Origin of the sequence: Alsobacter sp. KACC 23698 (assembly GCF_045348435.1) — a bacterium.
GTDB lineage: Bacteria > Pseudomonadota > Alphaproteobacteria > Rhizobiales > Beijerinckiaceae > Alsobacter.
Map to the genome: position 1 here is coordinate 387,617 of NZ_CP157484.1, position 23,680 is coordinate 411,296.

Here is a 23,680-nt window from a genome sequence, read left to right on the forward strand (position 1 = left end):
CGTGGCGTTCGGGCCGGCGCTCATCGCCGTCCTGGCCGGCTCGGTGCTGGTCACGTCGTTCCTGTCCGGCATCTTCGGGATGGCGGGCGGGATGATCCTGCTCGGCGTGCTGCTGCTCGTCCTGGACGTCGCGCCCGCGATGGTGCTGTTCGGCACGACCCAGATGGCCTCCAACGGCTGGCGCGCCTTCCTGTGGCGCCGCTTCGTGCAGTGGCCGATCTTCGCCGGCTACCTGATCGGCTCGGTCGCGGCCTTCGCGCTGATGAAGGTCATCGCCTTCGTGCCCGACAAGGCGACGATCTATCTGGGGCTGGGTCTGCTGCCCTTCCTGGCCGACATGCTGCCGCACAGCCTGCGGCTCGACATCACGCGGCGCGGCGCGCCGGTCTATTGCGGCGCGATCATCATGGTGTTGCAACTGCTGGCGGGCGCGGCCGGCAACGTGCTGGACATCTTTTTCCAGAACAGCACGCTGGACCGCAAGACCATCGTGGCCACCAAGGCGGCCACCCAGATGGTGGCGCACCTGCTGCGGGTCGCCTATTTCGGCTCCTTCGCCCATCTGATGGACGAGAGCCTGCCCTGGTGGATCTACGTCGGCGCGGTGCTGACCGCCTTCGCAGGCACCTCGATGGCCGCCTTCGTGCTGCACCGGATGAGCGACGCGGGTTTCCGGCGTTGGAGCCGGATCATCATCCGCTCCGTCAGCCTCACTTACGTCGCGCGCGGGCTCTGGCTGCTGGTTACTGGCTCGCCCACATGATGCGCGCCATCCAGACGATGTCGGAGGCCTGCACCACGCGCTCGGCGTGATCGGGATTGAGCGAGGCGAGCTCGACCGACTTGGCGGTCTTGCGCTTCAGCTCCTTCACCATCACCTCGCCGCCGGTGGTCTTCACCACCACCCGGTCTCCCCGCCGCACCGACGCCGTGGGCGAGCAGATGATGACGTCGCCGTCGCGGTAGAGCGGCAGCATCGAGTCGCCCGTCACCTCGAGCGCATAGACGTTGCCTTCCGGCAGGTCGGGGAAATCCACCTCGTCCCAGCCTTCGCCGACCGGGAAGCCCCCGTCGTCGAAGAAGCCGCCGGCTCCGGCCTGGGCGAAGCCCAGCAACGGCAGCGAGCGGCTCTTGTAGTGCGCCTCCTTGGGGATAATCAGCGCCATGAACTCGTCGAGGCTGGCGTTGGTGGCGTCCAGCACCTTGGCGATGGACTCCGTGGAGGGCCATCGGTCGCGCCCGTCGGGCGAGGTCCGCTTGGATTTGTTGAAGGTGGTGGGGTCGAGGCCGGCTTTCCTGGCGAGGCCCGAGGCCGACAGGTCGTACTTGGCCGCGAGCGCGTCGATGGCGCCCCAGACCTGCGAATGAGAAAGCCGAGTGGTCATGGGATCGGTCCCGCAAGGCGAGGAGGATCATCGTCCGTGCATATGGAATTAATCCCACCGAATGCCGAATGCAATCATCCTGTAGGGGGATGCAGGCCAGAAACGTTGATCGGATCGACCGCCCCCCGTAAGACCGCGACAAACGAGGGGATCGAGATGCTCATTTACAAGATCGTGCCCGCCCCGCTCTGGCGGGCCGCCGAGGCCGCCGGCGCTTTCGCGGGCGCGCCGGTCGATCTCGCCGACGGCTACATCCATTTCTCCACCGCCGCGCAGGCGCGCGAGACGGCGCGCAAGCACTTCGCCGGCCAGCCGGACCTGCTGATCGTCGCCTTCGAGGCGGACGATCTCGGCGCGGCCTTGAAATGGGAGCCCTCGCGCGGCGGCGATCTCTTCCCGCATCTTTATGCGCCGGCCCCGACCGCGGCCGCCCGGTCCGTCGATCCCCTGCCGATCGGGTCGGACGGCGCGCACCACTTTCCGGAGCATGTCCGGTGATCGCGCGCCTGCTGTCGTCCCGCCTCGCCGGCCCGCTCGGAGCCCTGGCGCTGCCGCTGCTCCAGAGGATGGACGCGGAGGCCGCCCATGGCCTCACCATTCGGGCGCTCGCGGCGCTGCCGCCCTGTCCCGCGCCGGTCCAGGACGCGCGGCTGGCCGTCGAGGCCTTCGGCCTGCGCTTTCCCAACCCGCTCGGCGTGGCCGCGGGCTTCGACAAGAACGCCGAGGTCCCGGACGCGATGCTGGGCCTGGGCTTCGGCTTCGCCGAGGTCGGCACGCTCACGCCGCGGCCGCAGTCCGGCAATCCACGGCCGCGCATCTTCCGGCTGATGGACGACGAGGGCGTCGTCAACCGCCTCGGCTTCAACAATCAGGGCCACGCCGCCGCGCTGGTCCGGCTGAAGGCGCGCGCCGGGCGTCCCGGCGTGCTCGGCGTCAATATCGGGGCCAACAAGGATGCGGTCGATCGGGCCGCCGATTACGTCGCCGGGATCGAGGCCTTCGCCGAGGTGGCGACCTACTTCACCGTCAACGTCTCGTCGCCCAACACCCCCGGCCTGCGCGACCTGCAGCAGGAGAGCGCGCTGGACGACCTGCTCGCCCGGGTCCTCGACCGCCGCGACGGCCTCGCCCCCCGGGCGGGCCGCAAGCCGGTGCTGCTGAAGATCGCCCCGGACCTCGCCTTGAGCGATCTTGACTCCGTCGTGGCCGTGGCCCGCCGCCGGGGCGTGGACGGGCTCATCGTCTCCAACACCACCATCGGGCGTCCCTCGACCCTGCGGGACCGCCGGACGGCCGCCGAGCAGGGCGGCCTCTCCGGGCGGCCGTTGTTCCCGCTGTCGACCCGCATGCTCGCCGAAGCCTACCAGCGCGCGGAGGGCGCCTTCCCTCTCGTCGGCGTGGGCGGGGTCGACTCCGCCGCCGCCGCCTGGGCCAAGGTCGAGGCCGGGGCGACGCTGGTCCAGCTCTACTCCGCCCTGGTCTTCAAGGGTCCGGCGCTGGTCGGCGAGATCCTCGACGGCCTGCGCGACCGCCTCGCCGCCGAGCGGCTCGAAAGCCTGGCTTCCGTGGTGGGCCGGGGCGCGGCCGAGGCCGTCCGCCGTCCCGTGGAGGGCCTGCCGGCCTGAGGGCGCGCCTCGCCGGATCGGGCCGGGCGACCTATGTAATCGGCATGCGCCCCTCGGATCTCCTGACGCTCACGCCGTCCGGCCTCTATTGCCCCCAGGCCGATGTCCATATCGATCCCGTCCGCCCGGTGGCTCGCGCGCTGATCACGCACGGCCATTCGGACCATGCGCGGGCGGGCCACGGCCGGGTGCTGGCGACCCCGGAGACGCTCGGCATCATGGCGGTGCGCTACGGCCCCGACTTCGCCGACGCCACGCAGGCGGCGAGGCTCGGCGAGCGCATCGACCTGAACGGCGTCGGCGTGACCTATCACCCCGCGGGCCATGTGCTCGGCTCCGCCCAGATCGCGCTCGAATGCGGCGGGCTGCGCATCGTGGTCTCGGGCGACTACAAGCGCGCGCCAGATCCCACCTGCGCCCCTTTCGAGGTCGTGCCCTGCGACGTCTTCATCACCGAGGCGACCTTCGGCCTGCCCGTGTTCCGGCATCCGGACACGCGCGACGAGGTCGGCAAGCTCCTCGCCTCCGTGCGGCTGTTTCCCGAGCGCGCCCACATCGTCGGCGCCTATGCGCTCGGGAAGGCCCAGCGCCTGATGGCGCTGATCCGCGAGGCCGGCTACGACGAGCCCATCTACGTCCACGGCGCCATGGAGCGCCTCACGGAATTCTATATCGCGCACGGCGTGCCGCTGGGCGAGGTCCGCAAGGTGCAGGCGGCGGACCGGCCCAAGCTCGGCGGCGCCATCGTGATCTGCCCTCCGAGCGCCACCCAGGACCTCTGGGCGCGCAAGTTCCCGGATCCCGTCACGGCCTTCGCGTCCGGCTGGATGCGCGTGCGGGCGAGGGCCCGCCAGAAGGGCGTGGAGCTGCCCCTCGTGGTGTCCGACCACTCCGACTGGGACGACCTCTGCCGCACCATCCTGGAGACCGGCGCGTCGGAGGTGTGGGTCACCCACGGCCAGGAGGACGCGCTCGTCCACTGGTGCGTGACGCGCGGCGTCCGGGCCAAGCCGCTGCACATGCTGGGCTATGGGGACGAGGGCGAAGTGGAGCCCGAGACACTGCCGGGCGAGACGCTGCCGGGCGAGACGCCCTTGGCGGCCGCGGAGGCGTCCTCGTGAACAGATTCGCCGCCCTGCTCGATCGTCTCGCCTACGAGCCCGGCCGCAACAACAAGCTGCGGATGATGACGGATTATTTCCGCACCACGCCCGACCCGGAGCGGGGTTTCGCGCTGGCCGCGCTGTCGGGCGGGCTCTCCTTCGCCAACGCCAAGCCGGGCCTCATCCGGGCCCTCATCGCCGAGCGCACCGACCCGGTGCTGTTCGGGCTGAGCTACGACTATGTGGGCGACCTCTCCGAGACCGTGGCGCTGCTCTGGCCGTCGCCCGGCGAGAGCCATCGCCAGACCGGCGGCGGCGAGATCGACGCGCTCGACCGCGAGGACGGCGTCCGCCTGGCGATCGGCCATAACCGGCCGCCGCCCTCGCTCGCCGAGGTGATCGAGGCCCTCCAGGCGAGCCACCGGACCGATCTGCCCGGCCTGCTCACACGCTGGCTGGACGGCCTGGACGAGACGGGCCGCTGGGCGCTGCTGAAGCTCATCACCGGCAGCCTGCGCATCGGCGTCTCGGCCAGGTTGGCCAAGAGCGCCGTCGCCGCCCTGGGGACTCTCGAGCCCAACGACATCGAGGAGGTCTGGCACGGGCTGGAGCCGCCCTATGAGCCGCTCTTCGCCTGGGCCGAGGGACTGGCGCCGCGTCCCGAAGCCACCGATCCGGCCCCCTTCCGCCCGCCGATGCTGGCGCATCCCCTCGACGATTCCGACTTCGACAGCCTGGACCCGGCCGAGATGACGGCCGAATGGAAATGGGACGGCATCCGGGTGCAGGCGGTCGGCGGCGTGCGCCCCGACGGGCGCCGGGTCCAGCGGCTCTATTCGCGCACCGGCGAGGACATCTCCCGGAGCTTTCCGGACCTCGTCGAGGCCATCGACTTCGACGGCGCCATCGACGGCGAGTTGCTGATCCTGCGCGAGGGGCGGGTGCAGACCTTCAACGTGCTGCAGCAGCGGCTCAACCGCCAGAGCGTCTCGCCCCGGATGCTGGTGGAGTTCCCCGCCCATGTCCGGGCCTACGACCTCCTGACCCATGCGGGCGAGGACCTGCGGCCCCTGCCGTTCTGCGACCGCCGCGAGCGCCTGCAGGGCGTCCTGGAGGGGTTGGGCAATCCGCGCTTCGACATCTCGCCCCTGATCCGCTTCGCGAGCTGGGACGAGTTGGCGGCCGCCCGCGCCGATCCGGCCAACGCCGGGGCGGGGGTCGACGCCGCGGCCGTCGAGGGCTGCATGATCAAGCGCGCCGACAGCCCCTATGTGCCGGGCCGCCCGAAAGGGCTCTGGTACAAGTGGAAGCACGACCCGCACGTGGTCGACGCCGTGCTGATGTACGCCCAGCGCGGCCACGGCAAGCGCTCGTCCTTCTACTCGGACTTCACCTTCGGGGTCTGGCGCGAGGGCGCGTCGGGCGACGAGCTCGTGCCGGTCGGCAAGGCCTATTTCGGCTTCACCGACGCCGAGCTGGCCGAACTGGACCGTTTCGTCCGCCGCAACACGCTGAACCGCTTCGGCCCGGTGCGCGAGGTCACGCACGAGCCCGACCGGGGCCTCGTGCTGGAGATCGCCTTCGAGGGCCTGAACCGCTCGACGCGGCACAAGTCCGGCGTAGCGATGCGCTTTCCGCGCGTGTCGCGCATCCGCTGGGACAAGCCGCCCGCCGAGGCCGACCGCATCGAGGCGCTGGAGAAGCTGATCCGCGCCGGCGAGGCCCCCGGCGCGCCGCCGGAGTGACGCGCCCGCCGCGCCTCAGAGCATGTCGTCGTGGAGCGGGCGCGGGACTTGCGGCGAGCGGCGCGTGAGCAGGCTCGCGGCCGCGCCGGCCGCCAGCCCGATCGCGCATGCGCAGAGTCCGGCCGCGGCGTCGCCCAGCCCCTCCGGCCCGAGCCGTCCGCCGACGAGCGCCAGCGACGCAGCGAGGCCGACGCAAAGCGACGCGATGGCGCCGGCGGCGTTGGCCCGGTCCCATCCGGCCCCGAGCAGGACCGGCGGCAGCAGCGCCCCCACCAGGATCGCCGAGGCCGGCCCGGCCTGCGCCGCCGCGACGCCCGGCGCGAAGGCGGCCGCGACGCCGGCCGCCGCCACGATGGCGAGGCACGCCAGCCGGATCTGGGCGAAGCGCAGGGACGCCGGCGTGCGGCGCCGGTCGACGCGGGCGCGCAGGTCGAAGGCCAGCGCCTGCCCGGCGGCCAGCAGGAACGCCCCGGCCGCCGCCATGGCGACCGCCGCCGCGAACACGTCGGCCGCGATGGCCGGGAACAGGCCGTCGGCCGGCGTCGCCGCGGGCGAGACCGCATAGGCGAGCGCGCCGGTCAGCACCGCCGCCCACAGCAGCGCGATGCGGCAGTCCTCGGTCTTCTCGACGCCGGGCCAGATCGTCTGCGACGCCGGGGAGGCCAGCGCGGCGAGCGCTCCGGCGACGCCCAGCGCCAGGCCGTTCGGCCCCATCAGCGGCGAAAGCGCCGCCGCGAACCGCTCCGGCGAGGCGGCCGGGCGGCCGAACCACAGCATGGCGGCCGCCCCCAGGGCCGCGAGCCCGAGCGCCACGGCGGCGCGCGTCTGGCCGCGCGCTCCGCCGGGCAGCGTCATGCACCCGACCACGGCGGCCACGAGGGCGGCGGCCTGCGGGCCGCCCATCCCGAACACGCGCGAGACGACGCCCGCGGCTGCGGCCAGCGCCGCCGTCCCGAGCCCGAACGACCCCGCGCCGACCACCACGGCGGCGAGCGCCCGGGCGAGGGGGCTGGCGAAACGCGTCCCGATGAAGCTTGCCCAGGTCGGCGCGCCGGAGCGGCGCAGCGCCGGCGCCAGCAGGAAGGCGGCCAGCAGCAGCCCCGCCGCGGCGGCGACCGGCGATTGCCCCGGAAACGCCCAGGGCCACGTCGCCGCCGTCGCCAGGCTCGCGCCCGCCGCCGGCAGCGTCCGCCCCTGCGTCAGGAAGGCCGGCAGACGCATCGTCCCGGAGGCCAGGCCCGCCGCGACGGCCAGGCCGAGCGTGATCCCCACGGCCGCCATCCCGAGCGCCCGGCCCGGCGCCCCCAGGCGCTCGGTCACCGCGATAGCGGCGGCCGTCAGCGCGACCACCACCATCGACAGGCTGGCGAACCGGATGAAATCGATCCGGGAGCTCATCATCCGCGAGAATCCTGCTCGTCAAACACGCATTGCATGGCCGCCGCCATCGCCACGGCGCACGATGCGGGCGGCGGGTGCGCGTGACAAGCCCCCCGGGCGGTTGCATCCGCAATACCCGCTATGCCGAAATACTTGCTCCGGCTGCGAAATTCACGGAAGGTCGTCAACCGGACATAACAAATTGGTCAGCGCCCGGAACGGGCGATCGCGGGAGGGGATTGTGAGCGCATCGGCACAGACACGCATCATGATCGCGGACGACCATCCGCTCGTGCGCGGCGCGCTCAGGACCGCCGTGGCGGGGGTCGAGCCCGAGGCCGAGATCCTCGAGGCCGGCACCTTCGAGGAGGTCACCGACAGCCTCGGCCGCGGCATGGACCTCGACCTCGTCCTGCTCGACCTGACGATGCCGGGCGTCCAGGGCTTCTCCGGCCTGATGTATCTGCGCGCCCAGCACCCCGGGACCCCGGTCGTGGTGGTGTCCGGCAACGAGGACCGGGGCGTCATCCGCCGCTGCATCGAGTTCGGCGCCTCGGGCTTCATTCCCAAGACGGTCGACGTGGAGACCATGCGGGCGGCGATCCGCGCCGTGCTGGACGGCGGCGACTACACGCCGCCCGACGTCGACATGTCCGCCCCGATGGACCGGGAGACCAGCGACCTGGTCAAGCGCCTCGGCAGCCTCACGCCCCAGCAGGTGCGGGTGCTGATGATGCTGTCGGAGGGGCTGCTCAACAAGCAGATCGCCTATGAGCTCAGCGTGTCGGAGGCGACCGTCAAGGCGCATGTCTCCGCCATCCTGCAGAAGCTCGGCGTCGAAAGCCGCACCCAGGCGGTGATCGCCGCCTCCCGGATTGCGGCGGGCCAGCCGGCCACGGTGGACTGAGGCGCCGTCAGGCCGCCTGCAGGAAGGCGTCCGCCCGCGCCAGGGCCTGCTCGGTCAGCGCGCCCGCAAAGCCGATGAACACATGCGCGCCGCCCGGCCACACGGCGAGCTCCGCCCGGTTGCCGGCCGCAAGCCAGCGCGACGCCATGAACAGCGTGTCGTCCAGCAGCGGGTCGCGCGTCCCCACCGTGAACAGCGCCGGCGGCAGCCCGGAAAGGTCGCCCTGCAGGGGCGAGACGTCCGGGTCGCGCACGTCGCCTTTCAGGCGCAGGAAGTTCTGCACGAACAGGAAGATGTCGCGGGTGTTGAGGATCAGCTTGGTCTCTCCCCACCGCCTCACGCTGGGGGTCAGGGCGAGGTCGTAGCACCCGGCCGTCAAGTTCGCGGCCCGGAAGGGCGTCAGACCGTGCCGGTCGCGCAGCCGCATTAGCGTCACCGCCGCCAGATGCGCCCCGGCCGACTCGCCGCCGATGAGAAGCCTGTCCGTGCCGAAGCGCGCCTTGGCCTCGCGGACCAGCCACAACGCCGCCGCCTCGCAGTCGTCCGGCGCGGCCGGGTAGGGCGCCTCGGGCGCGAGCCGGTACTCGACGGAGACGCAGGCGAGCCCGCAGACGCGGGCCAGCCGCTCCAGCCGGTCGTCCTGCATGTCGGCCGTGCCGAACACCCAGCCCCCGCCATGGATGTGCAGGTAGACCCCCGAGGGCTCGGCCGGCGCGACGATGCGCAGCTCCAGCGGGCCGCCCGGCCCCTCGATCGCGATGGTCCGCGCCCATGCGCTGGCGGGCGGCACCGGGAAGGCGCCCAGCCCCTGCTTGCGGCGCTCGCGCACCACCGCCGGCGGCGCGGACCACTGGTCCGGCAGTCCGGCGAGCTTGGCCAGGATCTCGGCGTTGAGCGCCTGCGTTTCGGCGTCGACGCGGGCGGGATCGAAGGCTGCGGGGTCGACCAGCATGGCGGGGGCTCGGCTCCAGGACGGGGCCGCCATGAAACCGCGCCGGCGTCCCGCGGTCCAGTCCCGGCCGGCCCTGATTTCAGCCCGGATCGATGCTAAAGAGACGCCATGGAATCGCCCGGCGCGCACGGGCCGGAGGACAGCATGGCGAACACGGATCTCTCCCGCATCCTGGGCGGCTCCCCCGGATCCGTGCTGCTCAAGCTGATCTTCATGTCGATCGTGGTCGGCGCCTTCCTGTCGCTGTTCGGGCTCACCCCGCCCGATCTGCTCCGGGGCGCCAAGGAGCTGCTCGACCGCATCATGGATCTCGGCTTCGGGGCCGTCCGCCAGGTCCTGCGCTACTTCGTCTATGGGGCGATGATCGTCGTCCCGGTCTGGCTCCTGATGCGGCTCTTCGGCCGCTGAGCCTCGCCGTGAACGCGCCTGCCCCGCGCCGGCCCGTCGACGCGTCGGCCGCCCGCATCGTCGCGCTCGCCGCGCCGATGATGCTGGCCCATCTCACCGAGCCGCTGATCGGCCTCGTCGACACGGCGGTGATCGGCCGCCTGGGCGAGGTCCATCTGCTCGGGGCGGTGGCCATCGGGGCCGTGCTGTTCGACATGCTGTTCTGGGGGCTCGGCTCGCTGCGCATGAGCACGGCTGGGCTCACCGCGCAGGCCTTCGGCGCGGGCGAAGACCGCGAGGTCGCCCGCGCGCTGGCCCGGGCCCTGGCGGTGGCGGCGGGCCTCGGCCTCCTGCTCATCCTGCTCCAGGCGCCCATCATGGCGGCGACGTTCCGGCTGATGGACGCCAGCCCGGCCGTCACCGAGGCGGCGCGCGACTATATTCGCATCCGCATCTGGTCCGGGCCCTTCGCCATGGCCAACTACGCCATCCTGGGCTCCCTGATCGGGCGTGGCCGGACGGATCTCGGCCTCCTCCTGCAGGTCGGCCTGAACCTCGCCAAGATCGGCGGCACGGTGCTGTTCGTTCCCGTGCTGCAGGGCGGCGTCCAGGGCGCCGCCTGGGCGACGCTCCTGGCCGAGGCGGCCGGCCTCCTCGGCGGGCTCTGGGCGCTGCGGCGCATCGGCGCTTTCCCGAAGGGGCTCACCTGGGCCGAGACGCTCGACGGCGCGGCGCTGCGCCGGATGGTGGCCGTCAACCGCGACGTCGCCATCCGGACGGTCGCGCTGCTGGCCGCCTTCGCGTTCTTCACCGCGCAGGGCGCGCGGGCCGGCGACGTGACGCTCGCCGCCAACGCCGTGCTGTACAACCTCTTCCTGTTCGGCAGCTATTTCCTGGACGGGTTCGCCACTGCGGCCGAGCAGCTCTGCGGCCAGGCCCTCGGCGCCCGCGACGAGCGCGGCTTCCGCAAGGCCGTTCGCACGGCCGTGGGGCTCAGCGTCGGCGTCGGGGCGCTGGTCCTCGCCGGAGGCTGGATCGGCGGAGGCGCCTTCATCGACCTGATCTCGACGAGCCCGGCCGTGCGCGAGGCCGCCAAGGCCTATCTGCCCTATGCGGCCCTGGCGCCCGCGCTCGGGGCCGCCGCCTTCGCGTTCGACGGCGTCTATGTGGGGGCGACCTGGACGGTCCCGATGCGCAATCTCATGTTCGCTGCGCTGGCGCTGTATCTCGGCTCGTTCTACGCGGCTGAGGCGCTCTCGGCGGGGTGGAGCAATACGGGCCTCTGGATCGCCTTCCTGATGTTCCTGGCGATCCGGGGACTGGGGCAGGCGGCCCTCTATCCCCGGCTCGCCCGGCGATCCTTCGCGGCCTGACGTCCGCTCGGCCGGTCAATCAATCGCAGACAGTGCGGCGGACCACGCGCCAGCCATAGTCGGTCATCACGCGCCGGCGGACCACGTAGCAGTCGCCCGCATAGACCGGGGCCGCATAGGCCGGCTGGGCCGCGGCCGCCGCCAGGGCGCCGAGCGCCAGGCCGCCCACGATGCCGGCCGCGGCGGCGCCGCCGCCATAGCCCCAGCCGCCACGATGATAGTAGCCCCATCCGCCGGCCGCCGCGGGCGTCGACGTGGCGATGGCGGCGCCGCCGACCGTGAGGGCGACGAGGGCCGCCGCGATGGAGGTGCGGAGCCGGGCGCTGCGGTTGCGGACAGGCGTCGAGAGAAGGGCGGCGTCGGACATGGTGGAGTCTCCTGGGACGATGAAGGCGGCTTCTGCGAAACCGCTTGGAAGAACTGGGAGCCTGCGAGGAAGATCTCTGGAACTCTTGGGCCGTTGCTCATCGGCCACGCAGGAACATTGCCCTGATCAAGCCAAGCCTGATGTGTGGCTGCGCACACGCGTCCGGGCCGCAACGGCGAGGCGCGGGCCTCTTTCGCGATCCCGGAATCCCAATCGGGCCCGGATGCGCTAGTTTCAGGCGGGTGAGCGCTCCCCCACCCGACCATGCCGCCCTGCCGCCCCGTTTCGCATCGTGGTTTGAGTCGCGCGGCTGGGCTGCGAGACCCCATCAGCTCGAACTCCTGGCGCTGGCGCAGGCCGGCCGCTCCGCGCTGCTGGTCGCCCCCACGGGCGCCGGCAAGACGCTGGCGGGCTTCCTGCCGAGCCTGGTCGAGCTCGCCGACGCGCCGCCCGGCGGCCTGGAGGGGCGCGGTCTTCACACGCTCTATGTGTCGCCCCTGAAGGCGCTCGCGACCGACATCGCCCGCAACCTGGAGGCGCCCATCGCCGAGATGGGGCTGGGCGTGCGCGTGGAGACCCGCACCGGCGACACGCCCGCCCACAAGCGGACCCGCCAGATGCAGCGGCCGCCCGACATCCTGATGACGACGCCCGAGCAGCTCGCCCTGATGCTGGCCCACCGCGACGCCCGCACCCTGTTCGCCGGCCTGCGCCGCGTCGTGCTCGACGAGCTGCACGCGCTGGTGACGTCCAAGCGCGGCGACCTGCTGTCGCTCGGCCTCGCCCGGCTCCGCCGCCTTGCGCCCGGCCTCGCCGCGGTGGGGCTGTCGGCCACGGTCCGCGAGCCCGACGAGCTGCGCCGCTACCTGGGCGCGACCGGCTCCGCGCCGCCCGATGGATCGCGTGGCGCCGTGGCGCCGAAGAGTCGTGGCGCCGCAACGCCGGAGAGTCACGGCGCCGGAGCGTCGCAGAGTCGCGGCGCCTTGGCGCCGGAGATGGCTGATCTCGTGGCCGTCGCCGGCGGCGCAGCGCCCGACATCCGCATCCTGGAGGGCTCGCGCACGCTGCCGCTGGCCGGGCACAACGCCGTCCACGCCATGGGGGCGATCTACGAGGCCATCCAGGCGCACCGCACCACGCTGGTCTTCGTCAACACCCGCATGCAGGCGGAATTCATCTTCCAGGAGCTCTGGCGCATCAACGAGGACGGCCTGTCGATCGCCCTGCATCACGGCTCGCTGGACGTGGCCCAGCGCCGCAAGGTGGAGGCGGCCATGATCGCAGGCCAGCTCCGCGCCGTGGTCTGCACCTCCACGCTCGACCTCGGCATCGACTGGGGCGACGTCGACCTCGTCGTCAATGTCGGCGCGCCCAAGGGCGCGAGCCGCCTGATGCAGCGCATCGGCCGGTCCAACCACCGGCTCGACGAGGCCTCTCAGGCGCTGCTGGTGCCGGCCAACCGCTTCGAGATCATGGAGTGCAGGGCGGCGCTGGACGCGGTCGCGGAGGCCGCGCAGGACACGCCCGACGCCCGGGTCGGAGCGCTCGACGTGCTCGCGCAGCACGTCCTCGGCATGGCCTGCGCCGAGCCCTTCGACGCCGACGATCTTTACGCGGAGGTGTCGTCCGCGAGCCCCTATGCGGGCCTCGGCCGCGACGATTTCGACCGCGTGGTCGCCTTCGTGGCGACCGGCGGCTACGCGCTCGCCACCTATGACCGCTTCGCCAAGATCCGGCGCGGGACGGACGGGCTCTGGCGCGCCGCCAACCCCCGCGTGGCCCAGCAATACCGCATGAATATTGGCACCATCGTGGAAGCCGCCATGCTCAAGGTGCGGCTCGGCCGGGTCAAGCACGCCCGGCCCGGCTCGCCCGGCGTGGTGGCGCGCGGCGGCCGGACCCTGGGCGAGGTGGAGGAGTATTTCGCCGAGGGGCTGCTGCCGGGCGACACCTTCGTGTTCGCCGGCGAGATCCTGCGTTTCGAGGCGCTGGCCGAGAACGAGGTGGTGGTGTCGCGCGCCCCGGCGGGCACGGACCCGAAGGTGCCCTCCTATGCGGGAGGCAAGTTCCCGCTCTCCACCTTCCTGGCGGCCCGGGTCCGCGCCATGCTGGCCGATCCGGCCGAGTGGAGCCGGCTCCCGGGCGGTGTCGCCGACTGGCTGGAGAACCAGACCCGCAGGTCGGCGCTGCCCCGGCGCGACGACCTGCTGGTCGAGACCTTCCCGCGAGCCGGCCGGCACTATCTGGTCGCCTATCCGTTCGAGGGGCGGCTCGCCCACCAGACGCTCGGCATGCTGCTCACCCGCCGGCTGGAGCGCGCCCGCCTCAGGCCGCTCGGCTTCGTGGCGACCGATTACGGCCTCGCCGTCTGGGGCCTCGCCGACCTCAGCGCCGCGATCGCGCAGGGTCGGCTGAGCCTCGACGAGCTCTTCGCCCAGGACATGCTGGGCGACGACCTGGAGGAGTGGCTGGACGAGTCCGCGCTGATGAAGCGGACCTTCCGCCAATGCGCCATCATCGCCGGCCTCATCGAGCGCCGGCATCCCGGCATGGAGAAGAGCGGCCGCCAGGTCACCATGTCGACCGACCTCGTCTATGACGTGCTGCGCCGGCACGAGCCGGACCATATCCTGCTCAAGGCCACCCGGGCGGATGCGGCGACGGGTCTCCTCGACTTGCAGCGCCTGGCCGGCATGTTGTCGCGCATCCAGGGGCGAATCATGCACAAGTCGCTGGAGCGGGTCTCTCCGCTGGCCATCTCGGTGATGCTGGAGATCGGCCGCGAGGCGGTCTATGGCGAGGCGGCGGAGGACATCTTGGCCGAGGCGGAAGCGCAGATGATGGACGAGGCGATGGAGACGGGGACGCCCGCGGCGGCCGTCGGCCCGGCGGACGCGCAGCCGCGTCCCGCCCCGGCGGCCGCGTCGCTGTCGAACCGGGCCCGCGCGTCGTCCCGCTCCAGGGGACTTCGGGCTTTCGCGCGGATCAAGCTGTCGCGGAGCGAGACCCCGTGAACGCGCGCCCATCGGCCCTGTCCGCCCGCGACGCCGCCGCAGTCGCGACGGAGCTGCGCATCGGCGACGCCGTCTTCGCGGCCTGCCGCTCCGGCGCGCTGTTCCTGGAGGCCGAGCGGCTGCTGGTCGTGGCGGACCTCCATCTGGAGAAGGGCTCCGCCTACGCGGCCCGGGGCCAGATGCTGCCGCCCTATGACAGCCGCGCCACGCTGGCGGCCATGACGGCCGTGGTGGCCCGCTACCGGCCCGCCACCGTCGTGGTGCTGGGCGACGGCTTCCATGACGTGCGGGCGCTGGAGCGCATCCCGGCCGAGGACATGGCGGCCCTGCGCATCCTCCAGACCGGGGCGGACTGGATCTGGATCGCCGGCAACCACGATCCGGAGCCCCCGGCCGGCCTCGGCGGCCAGGCCTGCGACAGCGTCGTGCTGCGCGGCGTGACGCTGCGCCACGAGCCGGCGCCCGGCGAGGCCGGGCCGGAGCTGGCGGGCCATCTCCATCCGGCCGCGAAGGTGGCGGGGCGCGGCCGCGCCATCCGCCGCCGCTGCTTCGTGTCGGACGGGCGGCGCTGCGTGATGCCGGCCTTCGGCGCCTATGCGGGCGGGCTCAACGTGCTCGACCGCGCCTTCGCGCCGCTCTTCGCGCGCCGCTTCACCGCCCATGTGATGGGCTCGGACCGGGTCTACGCGGTCTCCGCCGCGCAGCTGTCTCCGGACTAGCGGCGTTAGCCTTCCGCGCCGGGCAGCATCGCGAGCGCGACCAGGAGCGTGCAGACCACGGCGGCGGTGAGCGCCAGGCGCAGCGTGCCGTACCAGCGCGGAGCCGCGCCTCGCCAGGCGAGCGCCACGTCCGACACCCCGAGCACCAGGAAGCAGCCGATCACCACGACGAGGTCGTGCGGCCGCGACATGAACAGCGCGCCCCAGGCGACCAGGGGCGGCAGCACCGACATGACGAACAGGCTGGGCGCATGCTCGCGGTTGGGGATCAGCAGCCCCACGCCCCAGCGCACGCCGCCCAGGAAGGACGCGATCACCACCCCGTAGGCGACGAGGCCCGCCCGCGCGAAGCCCGACGGCAGCCCGAGCCGCGCATCGGCCTGCACCAGGGCCGCCACCGTGAGCGCCACGAAAGGGATGACCCCGGCCGCGCCGAGCGCCATCGCGGAGGTGGGCATGACCCGGTCGTCGCGGAGGGCGGCGGGCGCCGGGTCGGGGGTGTCGAGGGTCGGCGCGGTCATGCGGGCTCCGGCGGGCGAGGATCTGGCCGATCGTTACCCCGGCCCCGCCCGAAGGGCCAGCGCGACGCGCGCTCAGTCCCGCCGGAAAATCACCGTCGCGAGCCAGCCGAAGGCGAGCGAGAGCGCGGCGGTCAGCCCGCCATAGAGCACGGGGTGCTGGTGCGCGGCCTGGGCCACCGCCTGCTCGAAGCCCACCTTGGTGACTTCGAAATTGGTGCTCTCGCGGGCCAGCAGCACGCCGCCCGAAAACAGCGCCACCCCGACCTCGTAGCCGCCGAGCGGCGCCGTCGCCGGCACCGGCACCACCGCCCGGAAGATCGAGGGCGTGATGAAGGTGACGCCGCGCTCGTTGACCTTGTAAAGCCCTGCGTCCTTCTGCAGCCGCACCAGCGCGGTCCTGAAGGTCGGGTCGTAGATGAGGTCGTAGCCGGCCGGGTCGAGCAGCGCCTCCAGCCCCAGGCCGAAGCGGCGGCGCAGGTCCGGCGACGAGATGAGCTCGATCGGGCGCGAGGAGATCTGCGCCAGCGTGGTCGGCACCTCGAAGAACTTGCGCTGGTTCAGGTTCATCCAGATCGGGCCGAGCTTCATCTTCTGGCGCACCACCGTGGAGGCGCGCGGCCCCGTGGCGGTCACCACCACGTCGTAGGGCTCCGCCCGCGTCACGCTGCGGCGCTCATTGTCGATGACGCCGAAGACGACCAGCTCCGATCCCGTATAGGTGGACGTGATCTGCACCCGGTGGCTGGAGAGCGACAGCACCAGGGTCTCGGCCCTGGCGGCCCCGCCGGCCCACAGCGACGCCATCGCGCCCACGGCGGCGAGGCGCAGCGCGCGGGCGAGGCCCGGCCTCACCGGCGGATCTCCGTCACGCCGAGCGAGAACAGCTCGTCCGGCTTCAGCACGATCTCGGACGCGAAGCGCACCCCCACGGCGAGCACGATGAGGGCCAGCAGGAGCCGGAAGTGTTCGCCCCGGATGTTCTGCCCCGCCCGGGCCCCGAACTGGGCCCCGAAGACGCCGCCCACCACCAGCAGCATCGCCAGGATGATGTCGACCGACTGGTTGGTGGCCGAATGCAGCATCGTCGCCGCCACCATGGTGAACAGGATCTGGAACAGCGACGTCCCCACCACCACGGCGGTGGGCACCCGGAACATGTAGATCAGCGCCGGCACCATCAGGAAGCCGCCGCCGATGCCCAGCACCGCGCCGATGAAGCCGATCAGCGTCGACAGGGTCACCAGCGGAATGATGCTGACATAGAGCTTGGAGCGGTGGAACCGCATGCGCAGCGGCAGCCCGAAATACCAGGGATGCTGCCCGCCATGGCGCAGCTTCACGGGTCCGCCCCGCCGCGCCGACGCCATGGCGCGCAGGCTCTCGGTGAACATCAGCCCGCCGACCGAGCCCAGCAGCGTGATGTAGGAGAGGGTGATGACGAGATCGAGCTGGCCGAGGCGGCGCATGGCGTTGAAGAAGGCGACGCCCAGCACGGTGCCGAGCACGCCTCCGGCCAGCAGCACCGACCCGAGCTTGAAGTCCAGCGCCCGCCGGCGCCAGTAGGCGATCGCGCCCGTCATCGACGAGGCGGCGATCTGGGCCGACTCCGTCGCCACCGCCACCGCCGCCGGGATGCCGATGAAGATCAGCAGCGGCGTCATCAGGAAGCCGCCGCCCACCCCGAACATGCCCGAGATGAAGCCCACGGCCGCGCCGAGGCCCAGCACGAGGAAGATGCTGACGGGAAGCTCCGCGATGGGCAGATAGATCTGCACGGGGTGTGGCCTCGCTGGGCGGCATGGGCTGCGGAGGCCTGGGCCGCCGCGGGCCGGGTCCGCCGCCCATCAAGCGGAGGCGTCGCCGGTCCGTCAACGGCGCAAGGCCGTCGCCGTCCTGATTTGGCCCGGGCGTGGCGCCGGCGCCGCGAGCCGCGTCAGAGCTTCGCCGATCGCGCCTTTGCGGGCGCGTCGCCGGCGCTGTCGCGGTCCCAGCCGCCCGCCGGAGCGGCGACGTCGTTGGCCTTGGCGTCCTGCGGCTTGGCCCGGAACGCGTCGAGCGCCGCCTTGGCGGCCGCCAGCTGCGCGGCGTCCATACGGCCCGCCACCTCGTCGCGCTTCTTGAACGCGTCCTGGTCGCCCTGGGCCGCCGCGAGCGAGAACCACATCCAGCTTTCCGGCAGGTTCTGCTGCACGCCAAGGCCGCGCGCGGTCAGGATCGCCAGGTTGTACTGGCTGTCGCGCACGCCGAACTCGGCGGCCTTGCGGAACCACTGCGCCGCGCCCGAATAGTCCGGCTTGCCGCCGACGCCCTCTGCGATCAGCACGCCGAGATTGTGCATCGCCTTGGCGTTGCCGGCGTCCGCGGCCCGCTGGTACCAGCTCTTGGCCATCGCCAGGTCCTTGGCGACGCCGACGCCCTTTTCGTAGATGCTGCCGAGGCGGTATTGCGCCGGCGCGAGGCCGAGCCCCGCCGCCTTCTCGAACCACTGCGCCGAGAGCTTGGGATCGCGCGTCGCGCCGCGGCCGTCGGCCAGCCGCACCGCGATCTCGTAGGAGGCGGCCGGGTCGTTCAGGCTCGCCGCCTTCTGCAGCGCCTTGGGCCATGCGCCCGTCGGCAGGCTCGCGGCCGGAGCCTCCGGCCCCTTGCCGTCCTGGGCCTTGCCCTCCGGGGCTTTGGCGTCGGCCGGCCCCGGCTTCGGGGCGGGGGCGAGCGAGCCGACGGTGGCGGGGTCGCGCGCCCCGAAGGAGACGCCGGGAGCCAGCGGGTTGGCGGTGAAGGTCTGGGCCGGGACGCCCGTCGGAGCCGTCAGGCTGGAACCCATCGTCGGGGCTGCGGGCGCGGCGCTCTCCGGGGCCGGCCGGGCCGGCTGCGAGGCCGCCGGCGGCGCCAGCTGGGACTGCTTCTCGGCGTTGCGGGCGGTCCCGTCGATCGGGGCCTGCGGGGGCGCGAGGTTGGACGGCTCCTGCCCCTGCAGCATGTTGCGCGCCACCTGGGCGCCGCTGACCGCCAGGAGGATGGTGGCGAGGCCGATCAGGATCGGCCGACGCTTGGCGTCCACATAGGCCCGGACCTGCTCGACCGCGGATCCGCCGCCCGCGGCCGCCCCGATGGCGTCCCCGTCGGAAGCGGCGCTGCGGCTGATGGCGTCCTGGGCCGAAGCGGCGACCGCCTTGGCGGCGGTCTTGACCTTGCCGGTCTTGTCGGAGCCGCCGAGCCGGAACCTGGATTTCGGCTCCTCCCGGATCGGCTGGGCGCCGTGCGCCGCCTGAGCGGCCTTGCGGGCGGCCGCGATGAAGCTGGCCTTCGGGCTTTCTGCCTGGTCGTCGCGGTCGAAGTCCGGGGCGACGCGCTCGCCATGGCCCTGCGGGCGTCCGCTGCCGGGCTCCAGCAGCATGTCGTCGGCGAGATCCATGATCGCCGCCGAAGCGGAGGACTGCGTCGGGGCGTCGTGCGCGCGTTCGGCGTCGCTGGCGCGGGCCGTTGGGCGGGCCGGCTGCCGCTGCGGCTGCAGGCCGAGCGCCCGGGCCGCCTCGGCCGCCGCGGCGGCGGCCGCCAGCTTCTGCGCCGTCACGGTCGGCGCCGAGGCCGCGGAGGGGGCGGCGTCGCGCGCCTGCTGCTGGCGGCCGGCCCCCTCGGCGACGGTCATCAACCGGACGCGGTCGCTCGCCATGTCGGATTCGAGCATGCCGAGCCGCTCGACGATCTTCTCCAGCGTGTCGTGCACGGCCTCGAGGGTCTGGCGCGTGCGCACCTCGGCGAATTCCGACGGGGCGGAGCGGGAGGTGTCGGAGCCCATCACCCGCGCCGCCGCCTCGTTCGCTGCCTTGGTGGCGGCGACGTCGGCGGCCGCGAGCGCGCCGAGCTTGGCGTCCTCGATCTTGGCGAACAGGTCTCCGATGGACCGCTCCATCGAGCGCAGGGCCGAGAAGCCCTCGCCGGAGCGCTCCAGCGCGGCCGTCATCGAGGCGAGGTGGCCCTGGAGCGCGTCCAGCGACGGCGCGTCGCCCGCCCCGGTGCGCACCTTGTCGATCTTGTCCCCGAGCGTGCGGACGAGGGTCTCCAGGGGCGTCATGTCGGGCGCGGCGGACTTGCGGTCCAGCGCCTCGGACAGGGCTGACATCTTGCGGTCCAGCGCGTCCAGCGCGGCGCGGTTGGCGGGCGCGCCCTTGAACGAGTCGAGCTTTTCGCCCAGCGAGCGAAGCTGTCCCTCGATCGGCGAGAGCCGGCCCCGGATGTCGTCGAAGTCTCCGCGGTCGCCCTCGCGGTCGAAGCGCTGGCCCAGCTCCTCCAGGCGCTGTTCGAGCCGGTCGAAGCTCGCCTGCGGGTTGAAGTCCTGCATGGCCGCGCGGATCGCCGCGACGGCGTCGGAGAGGTCGGCGAGAGCGGCCGACCCCACCTGGCCGGAGCCGCGGGACGGCTTGGCGAGCGCGATGTCGAGCCGGTGGCCGAGCGCGGCGACCTGCTTCTCGAGCGGCTCCAGCGACACGGGCCTGGCCGCCTTGGCGACGACGCCGCGCAGGTCCGCGATCTGCGACAGGATGGCTTCGACCACCTCGGCCGACATGCCCTGGGCGGGAGCCCGGTCGAGCCTGGCGGCGAGGCCGCCGATATCGTCGCGCAGCGCGGTCAGCCCGGCCACGGGGCGCAGCTCCTCGACCAGGTTGCGCATGTCGTCCAGCACGTGCTGCGCCGGACCATGATGGCGCTCGCCGTCCTGGTGAGCCTCCCAGTTCTCCACCCGGTCCGACAGCGTCGCGACGCTGCGTTCCAGGGAGGCGAAATCGCTGCGGTTGGAGATGGTCTGGACGGTGCGGGCGAGGTCGGCGAGCTCGCGGCGCATCGCGTCGACGCCCGGCGGATCGCGCGGCTGGTCCATGCGCTCGAGGCGCTCGGCCAGGCTCACCACGTCGCCGCGCAGGCCGTCGAGCAGTTCGGCGGTGCGGTCCGCCTCGCGCGGGCGGCGTTGCGGCGGCGCCTCCAGCCGGGTCTGGCGGGAGCGGATCTGGGCGATGGCCTCGTCGAGGGTGTGCGCCGGCGGAATCAGCGTCTCGGCGTCGTCGTCGTCGTAGCGGTCGGCCCCGCCCTGCGCGTCGAGCGCGTCCAGGACCGATGCGAGCTTTTCCTCGATGCGGGCGATGCGTTCGCCCCGGCCCCGGTCGCCGCCGCGGGCGGACGACGCGTGCTCGGTCTCCTCCAGCTTGTCGGCGATGTCGACGAGGCGGCTCTCCAACTGCTTGATCGAGGCTTCGATTCGCGACGGCGACGCCGTCGCCGAGGCGGTCTTGTGCTCGATCCGCTCCTCCAGCCGCAGGATGGCGGCCCGGATCGGCTCCAGCTCTGTAGAGCCCTTGTGGGCGATGGCCCGCTCCAGCGAATCCATGCGGTTCGTCACCAGCCCCAGCGCGTCGCGCAGGGCGGTGGAGGTGCGTTCCTGGGCTTGCGCGAGGGCGCTCAGCTCCTCGCCGCGGCGGGTGTCCGAGCGCTCCATGAAGCGGACGATCGAATCGAGCGCGCCGGCCGTCTTCTCCTCGACGGCTTCCGTGCGCAGCCGGTTCTCCTGCATGGCCCGCTCGAGCACCGAGGCGAGGTCGTTGCGGTCCGCGTAGGCGTCCTGTCGCTCGCCTGCCGGCTGGCGCTTGGCCGCCGTGCGGGGCAGGGCGGTCTCGCCGGCGCGCTGGGACAGGCGCTCCAGCCGGGCTTCGAGGCTGGCGAGGCGCTCCGCCGCGGCATCGTCCTCGTGGCGGGCCGCGGGACGCGAGGCGGGCGCCGCCGGGCGCGACCGGGACGGGGATGCTGCGTGGGCCGCCGGGCGCTCCTCGCCCTCGAAATCACGGGCCTGGGGATGGGCCGGCGCATGGGATTGGGCGGCTTCGCGCCGCTCACGCTCTTCACGTTCGGAGGCGGTCTCGGCGATGACGGTGTTGAGCCACTCGCCCAGCGTCATGCCGGCCCGTCGCGCGGCGTCCTTGGCCGCGTCGCGCGCATTCGCGTCGACGCCTTTCACGCTCCACGGGATCGCCTGCTTCATGTCCACGCTCGTCTTTGAGGGGTGCGAACCCACTCGGCACCAGGGCATCGGCGGGGGCCGATGCAGCCTCGGCGTTCCTCGGCCCTTCTTCAGAACGACTGAGCGAACTCCGCGCATCTGACTTTTCTGGGCTTACGGTAAACAGGTCGTTAAGGAAGCCGCTTTGGCCGTTAAGTTTTGAGTAGGAGAGACGAAGAATTCGTTTCCTAGCGGAACGCCGCCCCGGTCTCCCTCTTCCCAAGCCGGCCGACATGGTTTATATGTGAACTAAATCGGGTAGACGTCCCGCCGAGCCTGCTCGCGCGAATGCGGGACCCCCTGGAGGAGCCAGCCATGCCGACCTACAAGGCCCCCGTCGAGGACGTCCAGTTCCTGCTCAACGACGTCTTCCGCATGGAGCGCTACAGCAACCTGCCGGGATTCGCGGACGCCTCGCCGGACGTGGTCGAGGCGGTTCTGGGCGAAGCCGCCAAGCTCTGCGAGGAGGTGCTGCAGCCGCTCAACCGCGTGGGCGACCTTGAAGGCTGCATCCGCCATGACGACGGCCGCGTCACCACGCCGAAGGGCTTCAAGGACGCCGTGAACGCCTTCGCGCAGGGCGGCTGGATCGGCCTCGCGGCGGATCCCGAATATGGCGGCCAGGGCCTGCCCTACACGCTGGCGGCGGTCGTCAACGAGTTCTCGTCTTCCGCCAACATGGCGCTGGCCATGTATCCGGGCCTCACCATGGGCGCGATCGCGGCTCTGCACACCCACGGCTCGCCCGAGCAGAAGGCGCTGTACCTGCCGAAGATGATCGCCGGCGAGTGGACCGGCACCATGAACCTCACCGAGCCGCATTGCGGCACGGATCTGGGGCTGATCAAGACCAAGGCGGTCCCGCAGCCGGACGGCTCCTACAAGATCACCGGCACCAAGATTTTCATCTCGGCCGGCGAGCACGACATCACGTCCAACATCATCCACCTCGTGCTGGCCCGCATCGAGGGAGCGCCCGAGGGCGTGAAGGGCATCTCGCTCTTCGTTGTCCCCAAGGTGAAGGTGGCGGCCGATGGCTCGCTCGGCGACCGCAACGGCGTTGCCTGCGGCTCCATCGAGCACAAGATGGGCCTCCACGGCAACGCCACCTGCGTGATGAACTACGACGAGGCGACCGGCTGGCTGATCGGCCAGGAGAACCGCGGCCTCGCCGCCATGTTCGTGATGATGAACGAGGCGCGCCTCGGCGTCGCCATCCAGGGGCTTGCGCAGTCCGAGGTCGCCTACCAGAACGCCGCAGCCTACGCCAAGGATCGCATCCAGGGCCGCTCGCTCACGGGCGCCAAGGCGACCGACAAGCCGGCGGACCCGATCATCGTCCACCCCGACGTGCGCCGGACCCTGTTGCAGATCCGCGCCTTCAACGAGGCCGCCCGCGCGCTGGTGCTCTACACGGCGCTGAAGAGCGACGTCGCTCACCGCGGCGGCGACGAGAAGGAACGCCAGCAGGCCGACGACTGGCTCGGCCTCCTGACGCCGGTGCTGAAGGGCGTGCTGACAGATGTCGGCTTCGACAATGCGGTCAGGGCCCAGCAGATGTTCGGCGGCCACGGCTACATCGCCGAATGGGGCATGGAGCAGTTCGTCCGCGACGCCCGCATCGCCATGATCTACGAGGGCGCCAACGGCATCCAGGCGCTCGACCTCGTCGGCCGCAAGCTGCCCAAGGATGGCGGCCGCGCCGTGATGGGCTTCTTCAACGAGGTCGGGACCTACCTGAAGGAGAAGGGCGAGGACCCGGCGTTGGCGCCGTTCTGCAAGCCCCTGGGCGGCGCCTTGCAGCACCTGCAGCAGGCCACCATGTGGTTCATGAACAACGCCATGGCCAGGCCCGACAACGCCGGCGCCGGCAGCGTCGACTACATGCACCTCTTCGGCCTCGTCGCCATGGGCTACATGTGGGTGCGCATCGTCGAGGCGGCCGCGGCCAAGAAGGCGGCCGGCGAGGGCGACGCCGCCGTGCTCGACGCCAAGCTGGTGACGGCCCGCTTCTTCATGGAGCGCATGCTGCCCGAGACCGCCGCCCACCTCGCCCGCATCTCCGCCGGCTCGGACGCCATCATGGCGATGCCCGCCGAGGCGTTCTGAGTTCTGGAACCCTCTCCCGCGCAGCGGGGGAGGGCAGGGAGGGGGCG

General features: G+C 72.4%; 19 protein-coding genes. 11 read left to right on the plus strand and 8 right to left on the minus strand.

What is annotated here, in order from left to right; translation table 11 throughout:
• Position 1 precedes the first annotated feature (1 nt).
• On the plus strand, positions 2-763 hold the full coding sequence (locus ABEG18_RS01725) for a TSUP family transporter (protein ID WP_406856378.1): 762 nt from the start codon (positions 2-4) through the stop codon (positions 761-763).
• Here the strand turns inward: ABEG18_RS01725 and ABEG18_RS01730 are convergent.
• Entirely contained in the window at positions 744-1,385 is a 642-nt protein-coding gene (locus ABEG18_RS01730; RefSeq protein WP_406856379.1) for a helix-turn-helix transcriptional regulator, read from the minus strand. The genes ABEG18_RS01725 and ABEG18_RS01730 overlap by 20 nt on opposite strands.
• Positions 1,386-1,541: 156 nt before the next feature.
• On the opposite strand from ABEG18_RS01730, the gene ABEG18_RS01735 reads away from it, so the two are divergent.
• The 4 genes from ABEG18_RS01735 (at position 1,542) to ABEG18_RS01750 (ending at position 5,858) form a co-directional block, all read left to right on the plus strand.
• On the plus strand, positions 1,542-1,883 hold the full coding sequence (locus ABEG18_RS01735) for a DUF952 domain-containing protein (RefSeq protein WP_406856380.1): 342 nt from the start codon (positions 1,542-1,544) through the stop codon (positions 1,881-1,883).
• A gap of 68 nt (positions 1,884-1,951) precedes the next feature.
• Entirely contained in the window at positions 1,952-3,010 is a 1,059-nt protein-coding gene (locus ABEG18_RS01740; protein WP_406858507.1) for a quinone-dependent dihydroorotate dehydrogenase, read from the plus strand.
• Positions 3,011-3,048: 38 nt separating this feature from the next.
• Positions 3,049-4,131 (plus strand): ligase-associated DNA damage response exonuclease, encoded by a 1,083-nt coding sequence (locus ABEG18_RS01745; protein ID WP_406858508.1) that lies wholly within the window; start codon positions 3,049-3,051, stop codon positions 4,129-4,131.
• Positions 4,128-5,858 (plus strand): cisplatin damage response ATP-dependent DNA ligase, encoded by a 1,731-nt coding sequence (locus ABEG18_RS01750; protein WP_406856381.1) that lies wholly within the window; start codon positions 4,128-4,130, stop codon positions 5,856-5,858. The genes ABEG18_RS01745 and ABEG18_RS01750 overlap by 4 nt, the downstream gene beginning before the upstream one ends.
• Positions 5,859-5,873: 15 nt before the next feature.
• Here the strand turns inward: ABEG18_RS01750 and ABEG18_RS01755 are convergent, their stop codons facing one another.
• Entirely contained in the window at positions 5,874-7,259 is a 1,386-nt protein-coding gene (locus ABEG18_RS01755) for a hypothetical protein (RefSeq protein WP_406856382.1), read from the minus strand.
• A 247-nt stretch (positions 7,260-7,506) separates the two neighbouring features.
• On the opposite strand from ABEG18_RS01755, the gene ABEG18_RS01760 reads away from it, so the two are divergent.
• Positions 7,507-8,145, plus strand: coding sequence for a response regulator (locus ABEG18_RS01760; protein WP_406858509.1), 639 nt, complete (start codon positions 7,507-7,509; stop codon positions 8,143-8,145).
• 7 nt (positions 8,146-8,152) lie between these two features.
• Here ABEG18_RS01760 and ABEG18_RS01765 read toward each other — a convergent pair whose 3' ends face one another.
• On the minus strand, positions 8,153-9,094 hold the full coding sequence (locus tag ABEG18_RS01765; protein WP_406858510.1) for an alpha/beta hydrolase: 942 nt from the start codon (positions 9,092-9,094) through the stop codon (positions 8,153-8,155).
• Positions 9,095-9,241: 147 nt separating this feature from the next.
• Between ABEG18_RS01765 and ABEG18_RS01770 the strand changes: the two genes are divergently transcribed.
• Positions 9,242-9,505, plus strand: coding sequence for a DUF6460 domain-containing protein (locus ABEG18_RS01770; RefSeq protein ID WP_406856383.1), 264 nt, complete (start codon positions 9,242-9,244; stop codon positions 9,503-9,505).
• 8 nt (positions 9,506-9,513) lie between these two features.
• On the plus strand, positions 9,514-10,857 hold the full coding sequence (locus ABEG18_RS01775) for an MATE family efflux transporter (protein ID WP_406856384.1): 1,344 nt from the start codon (positions 9,514-9,516) through the stop codon (positions 10,855-10,857).
• A gap of 19 nt (positions 10,858-10,876) precedes the next feature.
• On the opposite strand, the gene ABEG18_RS01780 is transcribed toward ABEG18_RS01775, so the two are convergent.
• Positions 10,877-11,224, minus strand: a complete 348-nt coding sequence (locus ABEG18_RS01780) for a hypothetical protein (protein ID WP_406856385.1) — start codon at positions 11,222-11,224, stop codon at positions 10,877-10,879.
• Positions 11,225-11,364: 140 nt separating this feature from the next.
• Between ABEG18_RS01780 and ABEG18_RS01785 the strand changes: the two genes are divergently transcribed.
• Positions 11,365-14,238 (plus strand): ligase-associated DNA damage response DEXH box helicase, encoded by a 2,874-nt coding sequence (locus tag ABEG18_RS01785; RefSeq protein ID WP_406858511.1) that lies wholly within the window; start codon positions 11,365-11,367, stop codon positions 14,236-14,238.
• Positions 14,235-14,957: a ligase-associated DNA damage response endonuclease PdeM gene (gene pdeM / locus ABEG18_RS01790; RefSeq protein WP_406856386.1), complete on the plus strand. Its 723-nt coding sequence runs from the start codon at positions 14,235-14,237 to the stop codon at positions 14,955-14,957. Before ABEG18_RS01785 ends, pdeM begins: the two co-directional genes overlap by 4 nt.
• 5 nt (positions 14,958-14,962) lie before the next feature.
• Here the strand turns inward: pdeM and ABEG18_RS01795 are convergent, their stop codons facing one another.
• The 4 genes from ABEG18_RS01795 to ABEG18_RS01810 form a co-directional block, all read right to left on the minus strand.
• Positions 14,963-15,478: a DUF3429 domain-containing protein gene (locus tag ABEG18_RS01795; RefSeq protein WP_406856387.1), complete on the minus strand. Its 516-nt coding sequence runs from the start codon at positions 15,476-15,478 to the stop codon at positions 14,963-14,965.
• Between the two features lie 72 nt (positions 15,479-15,550).
• On the minus strand, positions 15,551-16,330 hold the full coding sequence (locus ABEG18_RS01800; RefSeq protein WP_406856388.1) for a TIGR02186 family protein: 780 nt from the start codon (positions 16,328-16,330) through the stop codon (positions 15,551-15,553).
• Positions 16,327-17,253 (minus strand): sulfite exporter TauE/SafE family protein, encoded by a 927-nt coding sequence (locus tag ABEG18_RS01805; protein WP_406856389.1) that lies wholly within the window; start codon positions 17,251-17,253, stop codon positions 16,327-16,329. Before ABEG18_RS01805 ends, ABEG18_RS01800 begins: the two co-directional genes overlap by 4 nt.
• A 158-nt stretch (positions 17,254-17,411) precedes the next feature.
• A complete protein-coding gene (locus ABEG18_RS01810) occupies positions 17,412-21,506 on the minus strand; it encodes a hypothetical protein (protein ID WP_406856390.1) in 4,095 nt (1,364 codons plus the stop codon).
• Between the two features lie 333 nt (positions 21,507-21,839).
• Between ABEG18_RS01810 and ABEG18_RS01815 the strand changes: the two genes are divergently transcribed.
• Positions 21,840-23,633, plus strand: a complete 1,794-nt coding sequence (locus ABEG18_RS01815) for an acyl-CoA dehydrogenase C-terminal domain-containing protein (protein WP_406856391.1) — start codon at positions 21,840-21,842, stop codon at positions 23,631-23,633.
• The last annotated feature ends 47 nt before the right edge of the window (positions 23,634-23,680 follow it).

Excerpts from the sequence above, each read along its gene's own strand:
- ABEG18_RS01730 (WP_406856379.1), bottom strand. The coding sequence starts at position 1,385 with ATGACCACTCGGCTTTCTCATTCGCAGGTCTGGGGCGCCATCGACGCG.
- ABEG18_RS01735 (WP_406856380.1), top strand. The coding sequence starts at position 1,542 with ATGCTCATTTACAAGATCGTGCCCGCCCCGCTCTGGCGGGCCGCCGAG.
- ABEG18_RS01740 (WP_406858507.1), top strand. The coding sequence starts at position 1,952 with ATGGACGCGGAGGCCGCCCATGGCCTCACCATTCGGGCGCTCGCGGCG.
- ABEG18_RS01755 (WP_406856382.1), bottom strand. The coding sequence starts at position 7,259 with ATGATGAGCTCCCGGATCGATTTCATCCGGTTCGCCAGCCTGTCGATG.
- ABEG18_RS01760 (WP_406858509.1), top strand. The coding sequence starts at position 7,507 with ATGATCGCGGACGACCATCCGCTCGTGCGCGGCGCGCTCAGGACCGCC.
- ABEG18_RS01770 (WP_406856383.1), top strand. The coding sequence starts at position 9,242 with ATGGCGAACACGGATCTCTCCCGCATCCTGGGCGGCTCCCCCGGATCC.
- ABEG18_RS01780 (WP_406856385.1), bottom strand. The coding sequence starts at position 11,224 with ATGTCCGACGCCGCCCTTCTCTCGACGCCTGTCCGCAACCGCAGCGCC.
- ABEG18_RS01785 (WP_406858511.1), top strand. The coding sequence starts at position 11,365 with ATGTGTGGCTGCGCACACGCGTCCGGGCCGCAACGGCGAGGCGCGGGC.
- ABEG18_RS01795 (WP_406856387.1), bottom strand. The coding sequence starts at position 15,478 with ATGACCGCGCCGACCCTCGACACCCCCGACCCGGCGCCCGCCGCCCTC.
- ABEG18_RS01810 (WP_406856390.1), bottom strand. The coding sequence starts at position 21,506 with ATGAAGCAGGCGATCCCGTGGAGCGTGAAAGGCGTCGACGCGAATGCG.
- ABEG18_RS01815 (WP_406856391.1), top strand. The coding sequence starts at position 21,840 with ATGCCGACCTACAAGGCCCCCGTCGAGGACGTCCAGTTCCTGCTCAAC.